Origin of the sequence: Streptomyces sp. NPDC001599, from assembly GCF_042893535.1 — a bacterium.
In the GTDB taxonomy this organism is placed as follows: Bacteria; Actinomycetota; Actinomycetes; order Streptomycetales; family Streptomycetaceae; genus Streptomyces.
In genome coordinates this window covers 42,206-57,605 of sequence record NZ_JBIAVA010000013.1, presented here as the reverse complement: position 1 = coordinate 57,605, position 15,400 = coordinate 42,206, and the positions used below count along the sequence as shown (strand labels likewise).

The window sequence follows — 15,400 nt, the reverse complement described above, 5'->3', positions numbered from 1 at the left end:
AGTCGGCGGCGGTCGTCCTGCGCCCACGCGAGGACGAGTTCGCTGTCGGGGGCGTCGGTCACGGGACGGTAGACGAGGTCGGGGTGCGGGGGCAGGGCCAGTGACCGGGGAAGGATCGCGACGGTGCGCCCCAGCCTGATCATCTGCAGGACTTCGGCCGCGTCCGTGACCTCGGGACCCGGCCCGGCCTCGGGCGCTCCGGTCCAGCGCACACCTTTCCAGCGTGGCAGTGTCTCCTGGGCGAGGTCGGCGAGAGTGACCTCCGGGCGAGCGGCGAGCCGGTGGCCCGGAGGCAGGATCGCGACGCGCCCTTCGACTGCGAGGGTTTCGTGGTCCAGGCCGGTCATGTCGTCGAACGGCGCGTACAACAGGGCGACATCGGCGCGGCCGTCGCGGACGTGATCCGCGCGGTCGGTGGCTCCGCCGAAGAGGATGTCCACCTGGCGGGCGTCGGGCCGGCCGGCGTAGCCGGCCAGGATGCCGGACAGCAGGTTTCCGTCACCGCCGGGTTTGATCACCAGGCGCAGGTGGGCTTGCCGGTCACCGGCCCTGCGGGTCTTCTCGGCAGCCGCGCCGACAGCGTTGAGTGCGTGCCGGCCATGGTGCAGGAGCACTTCGCCCGCGGCGGTGAGGGCGACGTGCCTGCTGGAGCGCTCCAGCAGCCTCACTCCGAGCCGGGACTCCAGGCGCCGGATCGCTTTGGACAGGGCCGGCTGCGCGATCGCCAGACCGGCCGCGGCACGGCCGAAGTGCAGTTCCTCGGCCACGGCGACGAAGTACTCCAGCTCGCGGGTCTCCAGTTCGGCCATACCGCAAGGCTACTCCCTGATCCATTCCCGGCAGGCATGGGACGAGAACGGACAGATCTTGGACATGCGGGAAGACTGCCTGTTCGCTGGGGGCATGATTCACCACACGATGATCGTAGCGTTCGACAATCCGATTCCCGCGAGTGAGCTGGACCGGTACCTCGAGGAATTCCAGGAGCTCGTGAGCGGATCCGGTCTGGTCGAGTCGGTCGCCACCCGGCATCACATCCGCGTCCCGGGCGACGACCACGCCCCGGTGGCCGTCGCCAGCGCCATCGTGCGACTGGGCCTGGCCGACCTCGACGCCCTCGACGCGATCTTCGCCCTGCCCGGGGCCGTCGACCTCATCAAGCGCTGGCAGGGCCGCCATCCCTACAAGGCGATCTGGGTCAACCACGAGCCGCTGGAGTGAGCTGCCCCGGGCCCTCGGCAGCGCCCGGATCGGTGGGCGAGGGGTACGGCGAAGGACGTGAAGCCGTTGCGGCGGATGATGTGCGGGACGACGAGGATCATGGCTCCGGTGGCGCGGGCGGGTGGGATCGCCCGGGACGACGGGGCCTGCGACCAGGCGTGGCACGACCTGCCGTGCGGCCTGGTGAGCCGGCCCCTGCCTGCCCGGGAACGGGACCGCTACCTGAAAGCACCTGGACGTGGAGGAGCCCTGCCGCTGAGGGACGACGCCCCTTCCGCGAAGCAGCACCCAAATGATCCGCGGCCCCCTAGGCTGCTGCCCCACACGGGTGTCAGCCGTAGGGAGGCCTTGTGCCACGGTCCGACGCGGGGGTCAGGATTCGTACCCGCCTGCTGTTGATGTACAACCTCACGCCACAGGTGCAGGTGCCCGACGACAGGCTCCGTCCGCTGTCCGAGGCGTTCGGCCTCGGCCGGTTCACCGCCCACGTAGAAGCCGCCGGACTGCTGCTGCCCCGGCTGGTGCTGCACGAGCGCGTCCCGGAGATCACGCTGCCGCCCCACGCGGCCCGGGTCGACGGCGCGGACATCACCCTGGCTGTCACCCCTCGCCAGGACCCGCTGCTCTTCGTGGACGTCGAAGTCCCGGACGACGCGGGCGACTCGGACGCGATCGCCGAAACCCTCTACGCCACCTGGCAGGACCGCTCGGCCACCCGCGTCGGCGGTGTGCCGCTGACCGCATGGCTCGACGAGCGCCTGCGGGCGTACGGCAGCACGGACCGGCCCTCGGACCAGCCACCGCTGGAGTTCGGCCGGAACGTCCACCAGAGCGTCTTTCCCGGAGCGGCCCTCGCACGAGGGCTGTTGGCCGAGCACGTGCCCGGCGACGCGGTCGGCCAGGACGTGGTGACCATCGTGCTGCGCGGCACGCTGGACAGCGGCACCGGCGCCACACTGGGCATCCGGCGCCCCACGACGCTGAACAACGCCGGCCAGACCATGGTCGCGCACGGCAGAGGCGTGTCGTTGATCGTCGGCTACGCGCCGCCGGTGGAGAACGCGTTCGGGCTGGCCGCCGCGGGCATCCTCACCGCGGTCGCGGCCGTGCACCGCATCCGACGTCAGGCGTTCGAGGCACTGGAACTGGACCGGGCAGCGGCAGTCGAGACGACGGACGACGCCCGTGCCCTGGTCGCGCAGCTCTCGCACCGGCTCAACGATCTCCAGCTCGACCTGAGCTTCAGCGTCGAGGTGTACGCCGACACGATCCTCATACCGGAGCTGCTGGTCGAGAGCTTCCATGCGTCACTGCGCGACGTCTCGTCACTGGCGGACGCGCTGGCCAACACCTCCCGCATCGTCGAGCGCGTGAACGCCGTCCTCGCGACGCGCCGCGTCGGCCTCGAGACGGCGTCCCAGCAGTACGCCGAGGACCGGGACAGGGTGCTGGCGGCGGTGATCGCCGTCGGCTCGCTCATCGCGCTCCCGCCCGCGCTGCTCCTCGCGTACTTCGGCGTCAACAGCAGCGACGTGGACCCGAACCGGTCGATCCTGGACCTCCACCATTACGGTGTCGCGTACGCGCTTGCCTGGCTGCCCTTCCTGCTGCTGATCGCCGTCGGTCTGCTCGCGCGACGCCGGATATCGCTGCGCCTGCCCGCCCCGGAAGACGCCACCTCCGAGCGGCCGACCCGGCGCTCACGGCGTTCCCGGCGTTCCCGGCCCGGACGGTCCCGGCGACCCGGGCGGTGACGGCTCGGAGCAGCTCGGCGCGCGGCTCCACCGTTTCCCAGCGGCTGAGGTACTCCGTCGCCGCGTGCGGGTCTACGTCGCGGTTGCTGACCCGCCGGGTGCGTTCGCGCACCGCGTCGCCCTCGGGGAAGAGCTTGCGCAGCCTCGGCGTGGCGACGATGTGGCCTCGATCGCGCCTTCCCGTACTCGCTCGTCGTGCAGGTAGGCGGCCACATGCCCGAGGTGGAAGGCGCCGGTGCTGGTGAGCGCGGCGAACCCGGAGCGGGCGATCGGGCCGAGCCGCCCCGTCGTCGGGATGAACATGCGCGGTGGCTCCAACGGCTCCTGCTCGGGGCCGACTTCGACGCTCAGTTCCGCCAGGGCGTCGGCGGCCTCGTCGCTGTCTCCCGGATCGGAGGCGTGCCGGCGGATGTTGGCGATGATGTCCCGGGCGACCCCTCGCCGGTGACCGCGATCGCAGGGGGCGACGGCGCGTGCCCGGGCACCGGGAACCGAGCTGCGCGCCACACCGGAGGCTACGGTGAACCGGACCCGCCGGGCGGGCTGAGCCGAGCGCCTCGGGGAACGCCTCGGCGCGGACGCGCCGGTGGCCCTGCGCGCGCGGGCCACCGGCGTTCGGCCGGGCCCGGACCCTGGCCCGGCTCGGGGAGGTGGAGCGCGCGGTGGCCCTCCTCCGTGAGGTCGTCGCCGACCGCGCGCGGGTCCTGGGCGAGGAGCACCGGGACACGCGCGGGACGCGGGCGGAACTGGACGGGCTGCTGAGCGGCTGACCCTCGCAACCCGTGAGTGGGGCCGAGAAGTTGGCGTGAGGGAAGGCTCTAGGGTGGATCCCATGGACACTGTGGACGACCTCGTCAGGGACCCCCACCGGGCATACCGGCACCTGCGCGGTACGTCACCCGTGCATCCGGTCGCCGGCCCGGACGGGACCACGGCCTGGTTGGTCACGCGCTACGACGACGTGCGCCAGGCGTTGTCGGATCCCCGGTTCTCGCTGGACAAGCGGAACTCCACGGACGGGTACACGGGCTTCGCCCTGCCGCCCGCGCTCGACGCCAACCTCCTCACCATGGACCCGCCCGACCACACCCGTGTCCGCCGTCTGGTCGGCCGCGCCTTCACGCCGGGCAGGATCCAGCAGTTGCGCGGGCCCATCCAGAAGAAGGCCGGCCAACTCGTCGACGCGCTGGGCGAGCACGGTCACACCGACCTGATCGCCTCCTACGCCGCTCCCCTGTCGATCACCGTGATCTGCGACCTGCTCGGTGTACCGGACGAGCACCGCGTCGACTTCCGCGGGTGGACCCACGCACTCGTCGCTCCCGACCCCGCCCGTCCGGCAGCGACCCGGGACGCCGTCACCGCGATGCTCGGCTTCTTCACCGGGCTCCTGGCGGACAAGCGCCGACGGCCGGCGGACGATCTGCTCTCCGACCTGATCCGCGTGCGGGAGGCGGGGGACGCGCTGAGCGAGGACGAGTTGATGTCGCTCGCCTTCCTCGTCCTCGTCGCGGGCTTCGAGAACACCGTGCATCTGATCGGCAACGGCATGCACAGCCTGCTGCAGCACCCCGAGGAGATGGCGCTGCTGCGCGAGGACCCCACCCGGCTGCCGGACGCCGTCGAGGAACTCGCGCGGTTCGAAGGGCCCGCGCTCCTCGCCATCAGGCGCTTCACCACCGAGGACCTGGTGCTCGGTGGCGTCACGGTGCCGGCCGGACAGACGGTCCTGCTGTCCCTGGCCGCCGCGAACCGTGATCCGGAGCGCTTCGACCACCCGGACCGGCTCGACCTGGGGCGGGAGCCGACCGGGCATCTCGCCCTGGGCCTCGGCATTCACTACTGCCTGGGGGCCGCACTGGCCAGGGCGGAGGCGGAGATCGCCCTGGGGACTCTGCTCGTGCGCCTTCCCGGGCTCCGGCCTGCCGACGCCGAGCCCCGGTGGCGGCCCTCAATGCGCTCTCGCAGCCTGACTGCCCTGCCGGTCAGCTACTGACGGACTCGGCTTCCGGCTCAGCCCACCGCGCCGCCCCCGCGTTGCCGCAGCCGCCGGCGCATCCCGCCGATCATCGGCATGGTCAGGCCGGCGAAGAGGAACAGGACGGCGAGCCCGCTCAGTGCCGGGCTCAGCGCCTCCTCGACGTCCAGGGACCACGGGTGGTCGAGTGTGTGGAAGACGATGTACGACCCCTTGGACATCGTGTACCCGACGCCCAGGACGGCCGCGACGGAACACAGGGCGAAGCCGACGCCGGTCCAGGGGCGAGCGGTCCGGCTGCGCCGGGCGGTCCGGCCGCACATGAAGGCGAGCTCGCCGCAGGTGACCAGGACGTAGGAGAGGTAGATGAGCAGGTAGGCCGCCACGGACGGGTGGTCGACGTAGGCGGTGGTGAACTCGACGTCGTCGCCGTTCGTCGCGACGAAGAGCGGGATCATGACGGCCAGCTCCACGGCGGCGGCGAACAGCCGCTGGTACATGGCGGTTCGCAGGTACTCCGGCCGGTAGGCCAGGTCCACCATGGTGATCTGCAGCGACGCGCACCAGAGGATGGCGCAGATGTGCGCCACCAGCTTGCCCGCGTTGTCCAGGCCGGTGACCTCCTCGGCCACCCGGGCGACCGCGGGTACCGCGAAGAAGACCCCCACCGTGCACACGCCGAACGCCACGGCGATCAACCAGGTGAACACGCGCGGGTTGTGCAAGGCTCTCCGGGTGCAGAGCACGGTGGCGATCACCCCTGCCACGGTGCAGGAGCCGAAGATTATGCCGTCCAAGGGGAGACCTTCCAGCGCATCTCAGAGACCTTCCAGTGCATCGGCCGCGTATTGGGCGGCTTCGGTTCCAGTCCGTCGCCGTCGGGCCTTCGTCGGCTTCTCCACGCCCGGGCCGTCCGCGACGGAAGGCAGGCCGAGGTCTTCCCGCCGCCCCTCCACATACGCGACGACATCGCGCACCTCGCTCTCCGGCAGGTCCCTCAGCAGGGCGAGCACACGGCGGGCCAGCGGGTCCTCGAAGGCTTCGAGCGCCTCGAGGTCGTCGTAGCCGGCATGCGGCAGCAGATAGGCCGGCGGCACGTCGCCGAGTGCCCGGCACAGGGCGAGGACGGTCTTGATGGTCGGGTTGTCCTGCTGACCGTTGGCGAGTTTCGCGATGAGTGCGAACGACGTCGATGTGGGCGGATCGGGCAGCTCGTCGACGGCCTGCGACAGGGTGCGGGAGACATACGCCCTGCCCCTGGCGTCCTTTCGGCCGGCCATCAGCCACTTCAGCTTCTGAGCAAGGGAGTTCGGTTGCGGGCCCGGTACCGCGGCGGCGCCCCCCAAGGGCTCTTCCTCGTCACCGCTCACACCCACGTAGTGGTCTCTTCCGCCATCGCCGATCCTGCTTCTGTGTACTTTAGTTGACACACCGTCGGACGCAAGGGCAGGATCGTGTTGTCGGCCGGATTCCGTGCTGAGAGGAGCGCCACTTGAGGCAGCACGGCTTACGTGCCCCGGAGATCGACACCGGCAGGCCGCACTCCGCGAGGATCTACGATTACCTGCTCGGCGGCAAGGACAACTACAAGGTGGACCAGGAGGCCGGTGACGAACTCGTCGCCGCCGCCCCCGAGGAACGCATCGGTGCCCGGGCCAACCGCGCCTTCCTGGAGCGCGCGGTCCGCCACGTCGTCGGTGGCGGCCTCCGGCAGATCCTCGACATCGGCGCCGGGCTGCCCCATTCACCCAACGTGCACGAGATCGCCCTCGGGATGGCGGCGGACGTGCGCGTCGCGTACGTCGACAACGACCCGATCGTGACGGCGCACGCGGACGCCCTGCTCCGCAGTTCCGACGCGATCGGCGTCGCACGCGCCGACCTTCGCGATCCGCGGGCCGTCCTGGACCACCCCGGCGTCCGCGGCGTCATCGACTTCGACGAGCCGGTGGCACTGCTTCTCGTCTCGGTCCTCCACTTCCTCACGCAGGCGCAGGAGCCCGAGCGGGTCGTCGCCACCCTGCGCGAGGCACTGCCGGCCGGCAGCTTCCTGGTGCTCTCGCACGCCACGGGCGACTTCGCCGACCGCAGCACGGCGCAGGCCGTCTACGACCGGGCCGCCGCCCCTCTCAACCTGCGCTCCCACGCCGAGATCGAGCGGTTCTTCGACGGCTTCGACCTGGTCGGGCCCGGCCTGGTCCCAGTCCCGCTGTGGCGGCCGGACACACCGCCGACGGCGCAAACGGCCGGGGTCGGCATCTACGGGGCCGTGGCCCGCCTCACGCGTTGAGGTGCCTGCCGATCGAGAGGAACGCCTGCACGAGGGGGACCTGAGGGACCGCCGGGGAGACCACTTGGGAGGCGTAGTGGACGACGACCAGGTCCAGTGCGGGTGAGACGAACAGGCGCTGACCGTGGATGCCGCTGGCCATGAAGGATCCGTAGGGGTCGTTCAGGATCCACCACAGGTCGTGGTACGAGAGGGTGGCCGGCGAGTCGGGCGGCGCCGCGGGGAAGCGAACGCGCCGCGGGTAGCCATCGGGGACGCTCCCGGCCAGGGCGGTCACCGCTTCCGGCAGGATCTGGCGGTCGCCGACGGCCCCGCCGCGGCGGACGAGTTCGCCCAGGCGGGCCACGTCGCGCGCGGTGGCGCTGAAGCCGCCGCAGGCTGCCTCGGCGCCGTCCGCGTCGACGAGATAGTAGGCGTCCTCCTCCGCCCCGATCCGGGACCAGATCATCTCGGACATCAGTGCCGAGGTGCTGAGTCCGGTGATCCGTCGCAGGACCTCGGCGAGCGCCTCGACGTTGCCGTTCTCGTAGCGGAACTCCGTGCCGGGCTCGCCCGTGGCCCTGGCGGTGGCGAGATGCTCGCGGATGGTCGCGGGCCCCGAGTAGCCGTAGGGCCGCAGCCGTGGAGCGAGCACGGCGAAGTAGCGCTGCGCCTCCAGGGCCTTGTCGTACGGGCGGCCGGCGTAGCTCATCCGCGTGCCCATGTGCATCAGGTGGTCGACCTGGGCTTCGCCGAAGGCGGTGCCGGAGAGTTCGGGCACGTACCGGGCGACCCGGGCGCCCCGGTCGAGGTGTCCTTCGTGGGCGAGGGCCGCGGCCAGGAGACCGAGGTAGGACTTGGCGGCCGAGGCGTTGAAGTGCGGGACGTGGGCCTGGTAGCCGTGCCGGTACTCCTCGTGGACGAGCCTGCCCCGGTGCAGGACGAGCAGGGCGTCCGTCTCGGCCTCGGCGAGCAGTTCCGCGAGGGTGAGGGTACGTCCGTACGAGCCCGTGACGCCGAGGTCGTCGAGGGCGCCCGGCGGCGACGCCGGCAGGTCACCGGGGCCGCCCCGGCCCCGCCAGACGCGACGACTGGGCATGATCTCCCGGCCTGCCGTCGTGTGTCGTCGTGCCCAGGCCGAGTCCGTGAATCCTCGTGCCCAGACGAGGTCGGCCAGTGAGTCCGTGCCCGTCACGCGTCGCTCCGCTCGTTCGGAATCAGCTCATCACGAGATCGATACCGTACACACTGTTCGGAAACGAGGGAAGAGGTCGGCAGGGTCGGCCGTCCCGGCGTGACTACCGGGGTCCGGCGCCCTGCCCTCCGGGGAGGTCGACGGCTCCGGGCGCGTCCACCGGGGTCAGCCCGGTGGCCCAGACCCTGCCGTAGACGGAGAGGTCCCGCAGGTGGGCGGTGATCTGCTCGGCGGTGTAACCCGTGTCGTTCTCGACCCACCAGCCCAGCACCGAGATGAGCTCGCCGGTCCACGCGCGGGCGACGATGCCGAGCGGGATCCTCGGCTCCACGCCGAGTTGCCGCGCCCGGTCGCGGAAGGCCATCTCGGCGTGTGAGCGGATGAGTTCGGTGAACTCCCGCAGCGCCCGCCCGTCGCCCTCCCCCCGTAGAATCACCTGGTAGACGCCCCGTTCCTGGGCGGCGTGTTCGAAGATGTACTTGACCGGCAGTCCGGTGAAACCCTGGGCGTGCGCCTGGCGCACGGCCGGCAGCAGACGCTCGCGGTCCTGCGCGAGGTCGCGCACGATGCCGACCAGGAGATCCTCCTTGTCCCGGTAGTGCGCGTAGAAGGTGGCCCGGCCGATGTCGGCCCGCTCGGTGATCTCCTCGACGGTGACGGCCTGGAACCCCTTGTCCAGCACCAGTTCGACCAAGGCCTTGCGGAGCGCGGCGCGCGTCCGCCGGACGCGGCGGTCTTCGGGCTTCATGTCCACTTCGATTCCTTCTCGTCAGGACCGTTGACCTGACCCTAGCGCTGCCCGTACCTTGCCCGACAACCCGATTGATACTGAACACAATGTACTGAAACTCTGGAGGCGCGATGAATCTCGGGCGTTACGTGCGCCGGACAGCCGAGCACCACCCGGGCGCGGAGGCGGTGGTCTGCGGCCACGTCCGGTTGACGTATGCGGAACTCGACGACCACAGCGACCGGCTGGCGGCCGCGCTCACCGGGATGGGCCTGGGCCGGGGTGAGCGCGTGGCGACGCTCGCGGCCAACCGCGCGGAGCTGGTCGTCACGGAGGTGGCCCTCTACAAGGCGGGACTGACCCGGGCGCCGGTCAACGCCCGCCTCGGCGACGGGGAAGTCGCCCATCTGCTGCGGGAGTCGGACGCCCGCGTCCTGCTCACCGACGCCGCCCACCTGGACGCGGCACGACGGGCGGTGCCCGGGTCGGCCGTGAAGGCCGTCATCGGCTACGACGGTCCCGCCGACCTCGGTCCCGGCTACGCGGAACTCCTCGCGTCCACCTCCCGCGAGGCCGTGGACGTGGAGTGCGCCGAGGACGACATCGCCGTCCTGCACTTCACCTCGGGCTCCACCGGCAAGCTCAAGGCGGCCGTGCAGACGTACGGCAATCGGCTGGCCCTGCTGCGCAAGTCGGTGATGAACCAGGCCACTCGGGTCGGCACGGGCGACCGGCAGATCCTGGCCGGTCCCGTCACCCACGCCTCCGGCATGCCGCTGATGGGCATCTTCTTCGCCGGCGGGTGCGCCGTCGTGCTGCCGCGCTGGGACGCCGCGGAGTTCCTCGCCACCGTGGAACGAGAGCGTGCCACGCACGCGTTCCTCGTCCCGACGATGGTCAACACGGTCCTCGCGCTGGACAACGCCCGCGACCACGACCTCTCCAGCCTCCGCCATCTGCTCTACGGCGCGGCACCCATGTCACCCGCCCGGGTGCGGGCGGCCTGGGATCTCTTCGGCCCCGTGCTCAGCCAGGGCTACGGATGCGGCGAGACGACCTCCGGGGTGCTCTTCCTCTCCACGGAGGACCACCGCCGCGCCGTCGAGGGCGACGACGAGGAACTGCTGCTGTCCTGCGGCCGCCCGCTCGCCGAGGCCGAGGTGCGGATCGTCGACGACAGCGGCGACCCGGTGGCGGACGGCGAGATCGGCGAGATCGCCGTCCGCGGTCCCGACGTCGTCCCCGGTTACCACAACGAGCCGGAACTGACCGCGCGAAGCTTCCGCGACGGCTGGTTCCTCACCGGCGACCTGGCGCGGCGGCGCCGCGACGGATACGTCTTCATCGTCGACCGCAAGAAGGACATGATCATCTCCGGCGGTTTCAACATCTACGCCGTCGAGGTCGAATCCGTCCTCCACCAGCATCCCGGCGTCTTCGAGGCGGCGGTCGTAGGCGTACCCGACGAGCAGTGGGGCGAAGCGGTCAAGGCCGTCGTCGTCCCGCGGGCGGGGGTCACGCTCGACGCGGAGGAACTGATCGCCTTCTGCGCCGAGCACCTGGCGCGCATGAAGAAGCCCCGCTCCGTCGACGTAGTCGCCGCGCTGCCCCACAACCCCAACGGCAAGATCGACCGCCGCGCCATACGCGACACCTACTGGTCCGGCGCCGAGCGCCGCGTCCACTGAACAGGGAACCACTCCATGCCCTTCAGCCTCACTCCCCGCTACGACGACAACCCCCGCCTGGAGGACCTGGTCGGCCGGCTGCGCGCCTACCTGACCGACGAACTCCTCCCGTACGAGCGGGCACACGGCATCACCCCCGAGAGCAAGCTGGACCGGACCACCCTGGAAGGCGTCTGGAAGCGCAGCGCCGAGCTCGGCTTCTACGGCATCAGTCTGCCGCCGGAACTCGGCGGCCAGGGGCTGAGCTTCACCGAACTGTGTGCCCTGAAGGAGGAACTCACCGCCTCCGGGGCGGCGTTGTCCCACTCGGTCCTGGGCGACATGGGCGGGCCGCTGCGCGTCGGTGCGATCGTGAAGTACGCCACCGACGAGCAGCGGGAGCGCTACCTCCTCCCGGTGGTCCGGGGCGAGCGCGCCTGCTGCTTCTCCCTCACGGAACAGGACGCGGGTTCGGACGTACGCCGCATGCGGACGACCGCGACGCGGGACGGCGACAGCTATGTGCTGAACGGGCACAAGGTGTTCAGCTCCGCCGCCCCGTTCGCCGACTTCGCGGTCGTCGTCGCCCGGATGGCGGACAGTGAGGAGACGTACAGCGCCTTCCTCGTCGATCTGGACACCCCCGGCTGCCGTGTCCTGGACGGCGCCGTGCCCATGTCGGGCCAGCAGATGGAAGGCGACCTCGTCTTCGAGGACTGCCGCGTCCCCGTCGCGAACCTGCTCGGGGAGACCGGCCAGGGACTGCGCATCGGGATCGGCCGCATCACCCTCAACCGGCTGCTCCACTGTCCGTCCCTGATCGGTGCCGCGCGACGGGCCTGGGACCTGTCCGTCGACCACGCGAAGACCCGCGTCGCGTTCGGACAGCCGCTGCTCGCGCTCCAGGCCATCCAGCACAAGCTCGCCGACATGGCCACGGACCTCTACGCGGCCCGGTCGATGGTGCTCGCCACCGCCGCGAAGGCCGACCGCGGCGAGAACATCGCGGTGGAGGCGAACATGTGCAAGCTGTTCACCGCCGAGGCCTGCTTCCGCACGGCCGACCAGGCCGTGCAGATCCACGGCAAGGACGGCCTGACACGCGGTCACGAGGTGGAGCAGATCTTCCGGTCCCTGCGCATGTTCCGGATCGTCACCGGCACGACCGAGATCCACAAGAACGCCATCGTCAAGGCACTCGTCTGACCCCGGCGGGCACCGGCGGTCCGCGCCCGCCGGTGCCCGCCCCGCATCCGCAGGAGTCACCCATGGCAGTCCGATCCTCCGCGCCCCCCGCCGACCGCTCCGCCCGCCGGCCCGCCGTCCCTCCGTACGACCGCCGCCGGGCCTGGCTGGTGACGGCCATGATCGTCACCTTCATGGTCATCAACTTCGCCGACAAGTCGGTCCTCGGTCTCGCCGCTGTCCCGATCATGGACGAGCTGAACATCAGCAACAGCACCTACGGGCTGATCTCGAGCTCCTTCTACCTGTTCTTCAGTCTCTCCGGACTCGTCGTCGGATTCTTCTCCTCGCGCATCTCCAGCAGGACCATGCTTTTCGTCATGGCGCTGCTGTGGGCGGTCGCCCAGTTGCCCGTGCTGGCCGTGGCGGCGGTCCCGACCCTGATCGCGGGCCGCGTCCTGCTGGGTGTCGCGGAAGGCCCGGCGGCCTCGATGTCCATGCACGCGCTGTACAAGTGGTTCCCGCCCGAGCGGCGCGGACTGCCCTCGGCCCTGCAGATCGGTGGCGCCGCGATCGGCACACTGGTCTCAGCGCCGGTACTCACCTGGCTGATCACGGATTTCGGATGGCGATCGGCGTACGCCGTCCTCGCGGTGGTCAGCCTGCTGTGGGCGCTGGTGTGGCGGCGGACCGGCCATGACGGACCGTTCGACGAGTCACGCCCGCCTCGGGCCGACGCCCCACGGCCCGTGAAACACCTGCCCTACCGCAGGCTGTTGCGCACCGGAACCGTGCTGGGCAGCATCGCCAGCGCCTTCGGGGCCGCCTGGGCGCTCGCTCTGGCCCATGCCTGGCTGCCGGCCTACCTCAGGACCCAGCTCGACATGAGTCCCCACGTGGTGGCGACCGCCATCAGCGCCATCTCCGCCCTCAGCCTCGTGCTGCTGCTGACCGTCTCGCCGCTCGTGGACGCCCTCAAGGCGCGCGGGGTGTCCAGCCGCTGGTCCAGCGGTGCCGTACAGGGAGCGTCGGTATGTGTCGCCGGCTGTGCCATGGCCGCCTTTCCCTTCACCGACGGCGCCGTCGTCCGCCTGCTCCTGATCGGACTGGCCTTCGGCACGGTCGCCGTCGCGATCCCCTTGCACTACGTGACCGCCGCCGAGGTCGTCCCCGGTGCCCAGCGCGGTGCCGTCTTCGGCATCGTCGCCGCGACGGGCACCCTCCCCGGACTGATCGCCCCCTTCGTCACCGGTCACCTCATCGACACGGCGGACACGGCGTCTTCCGGCTATACGACCGCGTTCCTCATCGCGGCCGCGGTGATGCTGTCGGCGGGCGCCACGGCCATCACCACCATCCGGCCGGAACACGACGCGCGACGGCTCGGACTGCTCCACCCCGCGACCGACCCCGAGAAGGGTGTACCCGCATGAATCCGATGAACCGGCGCGGCTTCGTCGCCGCTGCCGCGGGCGCCGCCGCGGCGACCGTGCCCCTGAACGCACCGGCGTCCGAGGCGTCGCCCGGCCCGGGGCCCTCCGGGACACCGACTCCCACCCGCACCGGCGATCTCCCCTACGACGACCGAACCGACTTCGCCGACGCCGACCGTGGCTTCGTCGCCGCGTACACCGGCGGACCCGTCACCACGCCCTCCGGCGGCACCGCCTGGGACCCCGACGCCCACCGCTTCCTCACGGACGCCGCCGAGACCGCGCCCACGACGGTCGATCCGAGCCTCTGGCGCCAGGCCAGGCTCCTGTCCCGCCAAGGGCTCTACGAGGTCACGCACCGGATCTACCAGGTCCGCGGCCTGGACCTGGCCAACATGACCGTCGTCGAGGGCGACACCGGCATCATCGTCATAGACCCTCTGACCTCCGCGGAGACCGCGGCCGCGGCGCTCCGGCTCTACCGTGCGCATCGCGGGAACCGCCCGGTCAAGGCGATGATCTACACCCACCCCCACGTCGACCACTTCGGCGGCTGCCGGGGCATCCTGCCCGAGGGCACCGAAGGCACCGAGGGCACCCCCGTACTCGCGCCGCGGGGCTTCATGGAGCACGCGGTCAGCGAGAACGTCTACGCCGGTCCCGCCATGTCCCGCCGCGCGGGCTACATGTACGGCACCAACCTGCCCACGGACGCCGCCGGCCAGGTCGGCTGCGGACTCGGGCTGGCGGTCTCCACCGGCACCATCGGTCTGATACCACCCACCCGGTACATCGAGGCCACCGGGGAGGAGGTCACCCTCGACGGGGTGAGGTTCCGCTTCCAGATGACTCCGGGTACCGAGTGCCAGGAGGAGATGAACTTCCTCCTTCCCGACCTGCGAGCCGTGTGCATGGCCGAGAACGCCACCCACACGATGCACAACATCCTGACGCTGCGCGGCGCCCAGGTCCGCGACGCGCACGCCTGGGCGGGATATCTGACGGAGTCGATCGGCCTCTGCACGGGCGCGGCCGACGTGGCGTTCGCCTCCCACCACTGGCCCACCTGGGGCAACGACCACATCGTCGCCCTGCTCACCGGGCAGCGGGACCTCTACGGCTATCTGCACGACCAGACCGTCCGCCTGATCAACAAGGGCCTCAACGGCACCGAGATCGCGGAAGCCCTGCGCCTACCGCCGCAGCTGGAACAGGTGTGGGCCAACCGCGGCTACTACGGCTCCCTCAGCCACAACGTCAAGGCCGTCTACCAGCGTTACATGGGCTGGTTCGACGCCAACCCCGCGCACCTGTGGGAACACCCGCCGGCCGAGGAGGCACGGCGGTGGGTCGAGTCGCTCGGCGGACAGGCCGCCGTGCGGGCACGCGCCCGGCACTACAGCGAGCGGGGCGACCTGCGCTTCGCCGTGACGCTCCTCAACCATGCCGTCTTCAACGACCCGGCCGATTCCAGGGCGAAGCAGCAACTCGCCACGCTCTACATCCGCCTGGGCCGGGCCGCGGAGAACGCGGTGTGGCGCAACTTCTTCCTCACCGGTGCCCAAGAGCTCGTGCACGGAGCCGAGCCGGCTCCCAAGCCGACCTCGGGACCGGACCTGCACCGGGCACTGACGGTCGGACAGCTCGTCGACGGCCTGGCCGTACGCGTCAACGGGCCCGACGCGTGGTCGCTGCGGCTGGCGGTCGACTGGCACATCGGCGACACCTACTGGCACCTTCGGCTCGCCAACGGTGTCCTCACCTGGACCAGCGACGCGAGCCCCGACCCCCACGCGGGGCTGACCATGACGATGACCAAGACGCAGCTTCTCGCGGTGCTCGCCGGCCGGGGCACCGACGGCATCACCATGACGGGCGACGACGCTCAGTTGGCGCGGCTTCTGTCGGTCCTGGACACTCCGGACCACCGCTTCCCCGTGGTCACTCCCTGAGGTGTGACGTCCGGGC

The 15,400-nt window shown here is 71.0% G+C and carries 14 protein-coding genes and 1 pseudogene; 9 read left to right on the top strand and 6 right to left on the bottom strand.

Annotation, left to right across the window (positions count from 1 at the left end; translation table 11 throughout):
• Nucleotides 1-26 precede the first annotated feature (26 nt).
• Nucleotides 27-809 (bottom strand): annotated as a pseudogene (locus tag ACFYZ3_RS28555) (LysR family transcriptional regulator); the annotation flags it as partial.
• Nucleotides 810-918: 109 nt separating this feature from the next.
• Here ACFYZ3_RS28555 and ACFYZ3_RS28550 point away from each other — a divergent pair.
• Nucleotides 919-1,221: a hypothetical protein gene (locus ACFYZ3_RS28550; RefSeq protein WP_388523388.1), complete on the top strand. Its 303-nt coding sequence runs from the start codon at nt 919-921 to the stop codon at nt 1,219-1,221.
• A gap of 350 nt (nt 1,222-1,571) precedes the next feature.
• Nucleotides 1,572-2,975 carry a hypothetical protein gene (locus ACFYZ3_RS28545; protein WP_388523385.1) on the top strand — a complete coding sequence of 468 codons (1,404 nt, stop codon included), beginning with the start codon at nt 1,572-1,574 and terminating at the stop codon, nt 2,973-2,975.
• A gap of 72 nt (nt 2,976-3,047) precedes the next feature.
• Here ACFYZ3_RS28545 and ACFYZ3_RS28540 read toward each other — a convergent pair whose 3' ends face one another.
• On the bottom strand, nt 3,048-3,482 hold the full coding sequence (locus ACFYZ3_RS28540) for a hypothetical protein (protein WP_388523382.1): 435 nt from the start codon (nt 3,480-3,482) through the stop codon (nt 3,048-3,050).
• A gap of 125 nt (nt 3,483-3,607) precedes the next feature.
• Between ACFYZ3_RS28540 and ACFYZ3_RS28535 the strand changes: the two genes are divergently transcribed.
• Nucleotides 3,608-3,745 (top strand): tetratricopeptide repeat protein, encoded by a 138-nt coding sequence (locus ACFYZ3_RS28535; protein ID WP_388523753.1) that lies wholly within the window; start codon nt 3,608-3,610, stop codon nt 3,743-3,745.
• Nucleotides 3,746-3,807: 62 nt separating this feature from the next.
• Entirely contained in the window at nt 3,808-4,971 is a 1,164-nt protein-coding gene (locus tag ACFYZ3_RS28530) for a cytochrome P450 (protein WP_388523380.1), read from the top strand.
• Nucleotides 4,972-4,988: 17 nt separating this feature from the next.
• Here ACFYZ3_RS28530 and ACFYZ3_RS28525 read toward each other — a convergent pair whose 3' ends face one another.
• Nucleotides 4,989-5,750 (bottom strand): hypothetical protein, encoded by a 762-nt coding sequence (locus ACFYZ3_RS28525; RefSeq protein ID WP_388523377.1) that lies wholly within the window; start codon nt 5,748-5,750, stop codon nt 4,989-4,991.
• Between the two features lie 21 nt (nt 5,751-5,771).
• Complete coding sequence (locus tag ACFYZ3_RS28520; protein WP_388523374.1) at nt 5,772-6,323, bottom strand: hypothetical protein; 552 nt, start codon at nt 6,321-6,323, stop codon at nt 5,772-5,774.
• A 122-nt stretch (nt 6,324-6,445) separates the two neighbouring features.
• On the opposite strand from ACFYZ3_RS28520, the gene ACFYZ3_RS28515 reads away from it, so the two are divergent.
• Nucleotides 6,446-7,243: an SAM-dependent methyltransferase gene (locus ACFYZ3_RS28515; protein WP_388523371.1), complete on the top strand. Its 798-nt coding sequence runs from the start codon at nt 6,446-6,448 to the stop codon at nt 7,241-7,243.
• On the opposite strand, the gene ACFYZ3_RS28510 is transcribed toward ACFYZ3_RS28515, so the two are convergent.
• Both ACFYZ3_RS28510 and ACFYZ3_RS28505 read right to left on the bottom strand, forming a co-directional pair.
• Nucleotides 7,233-8,321, bottom strand: a complete 1,089-nt coding sequence (locus tag ACFYZ3_RS28510; protein ID WP_388523368.1) for a serine hydrolase domain-containing protein — start codon at nt 8,319-8,321, stop codon at nt 7,233-7,235. The genes ACFYZ3_RS28515 and ACFYZ3_RS28510 overlap by 11 nt on opposite strands.
• A 199-nt stretch (nt 8,322-8,520) precedes the next feature.
• Nucleotides 8,521-9,165 (bottom strand): TetR/AcrR family transcriptional regulator, encoded by a 645-nt coding sequence (locus tag ACFYZ3_RS28505; protein ID WP_388523365.1) that lies wholly within the window; start codon nt 9,163-9,165, stop codon nt 8,521-8,523.
• Nucleotides 9,166-9,278: 113 nt separating this feature from the next.
• Between ACFYZ3_RS28505 and ACFYZ3_RS28500 the strand changes: the two genes are divergently transcribed.
• From ACFYZ3_RS28500 to ACFYZ3_RS28485, 4 genes are all read left to right on the top strand, one after another.
• Nucleotides 9,279-10,835 (top strand): long-chain fatty acid--CoA ligase, encoded by a 1,557-nt coding sequence (locus ACFYZ3_RS28500; RefSeq protein WP_388523362.1) that lies wholly within the window; start codon nt 9,279-9,281, stop codon nt 10,833-10,835.
• Between the two features lie 15 nt (nt 10,836-10,850).
• Complete coding sequence (locus tag ACFYZ3_RS28495) at nt 10,851-12,020, top strand: acyl-CoA dehydrogenase family protein (protein ID WP_388523359.1); 1,170 nt, start codon at nt 10,851-10,853, stop codon at nt 12,018-12,020.
• A 62-nt stretch (nt 12,021-12,082) separates the two neighbouring features.
• Nucleotides 12,083-13,432 (top strand): MFS transporter, encoded by a 1,350-nt coding sequence (locus ACFYZ3_RS28490; RefSeq protein ID WP_388523356.1) that lies wholly within the window; start codon nt 12,083-12,085, stop codon nt 13,430-13,432.
• Nucleotides 13,429-15,384: an alkyl/aryl-sulfatase gene (locus ACFYZ3_RS28485; protein ID WP_388523353.1), complete on the top strand. Its 1,956-nt coding sequence runs from the start codon at nt 13,429-13,431 to the stop codon at nt 15,382-15,384. The genes ACFYZ3_RS28490 and ACFYZ3_RS28485 overlap by 4 nt, the downstream gene beginning before the upstream one ends.
• Nucleotides 15,385-15,400 lie beyond the last annotated feature (16 nt).

Coding starts and splice junctions, on each gene's coding strand:
- ACFYZ3_RS28510 (WP_388523368.1), bottom strand. CDS start 8,321: ATGCCCAGTCGTCGCGTCTGGCGGGGCCGGGGCGGCCCCGGTGACCTG.
- ACFYZ3_RS28485 (WP_388523353.1), top strand. CDS start 13,429: ATGAATCCGATGAACCGGCGCGGCTTCGTCGCCGCTGCCGCGGGCGCC.
- ACFYZ3_RS28500 (WP_388523362.1), top strand. CDS start 9,279: ATGAATCTCGGGCGTTACGTGCGCCGGACAGCCGAGCACCACCCGGGC.
- ACFYZ3_RS28495 (WP_388523359.1), top strand. CDS start 10,851: ATGCCCTTCAGCCTCACTCCCCGCTACGACGACAACCCCCGCCTGGAG.
- ACFYZ3_RS28505 (WP_388523365.1), bottom strand. CDS start 9,165: ATGAAGCCCGAAGACCGCCGCGTCCGGCGGACGCGCGCCGCGCTCCGC.
- ACFYZ3_RS28490 (WP_388523356.1), top strand. CDS start 12,083: ATGGCAGTCCGATCCTCCGCGCCCCCCGCCGACCGCTCCGCCCGCCGG.
- ACFYZ3_RS28530 (WP_388523380.1), top strand. CDS start 3,808: ATGGACACTGTGGACGACCTCGTCAGGGACCCCCACCGGGCATACCGG.
- ACFYZ3_RS28550 (WP_388523388.1), top strand. CDS start 919: ATGATCGTAGCGTTCGACAATCCGATTCCCGCGAGTGAGCTGGACCGG.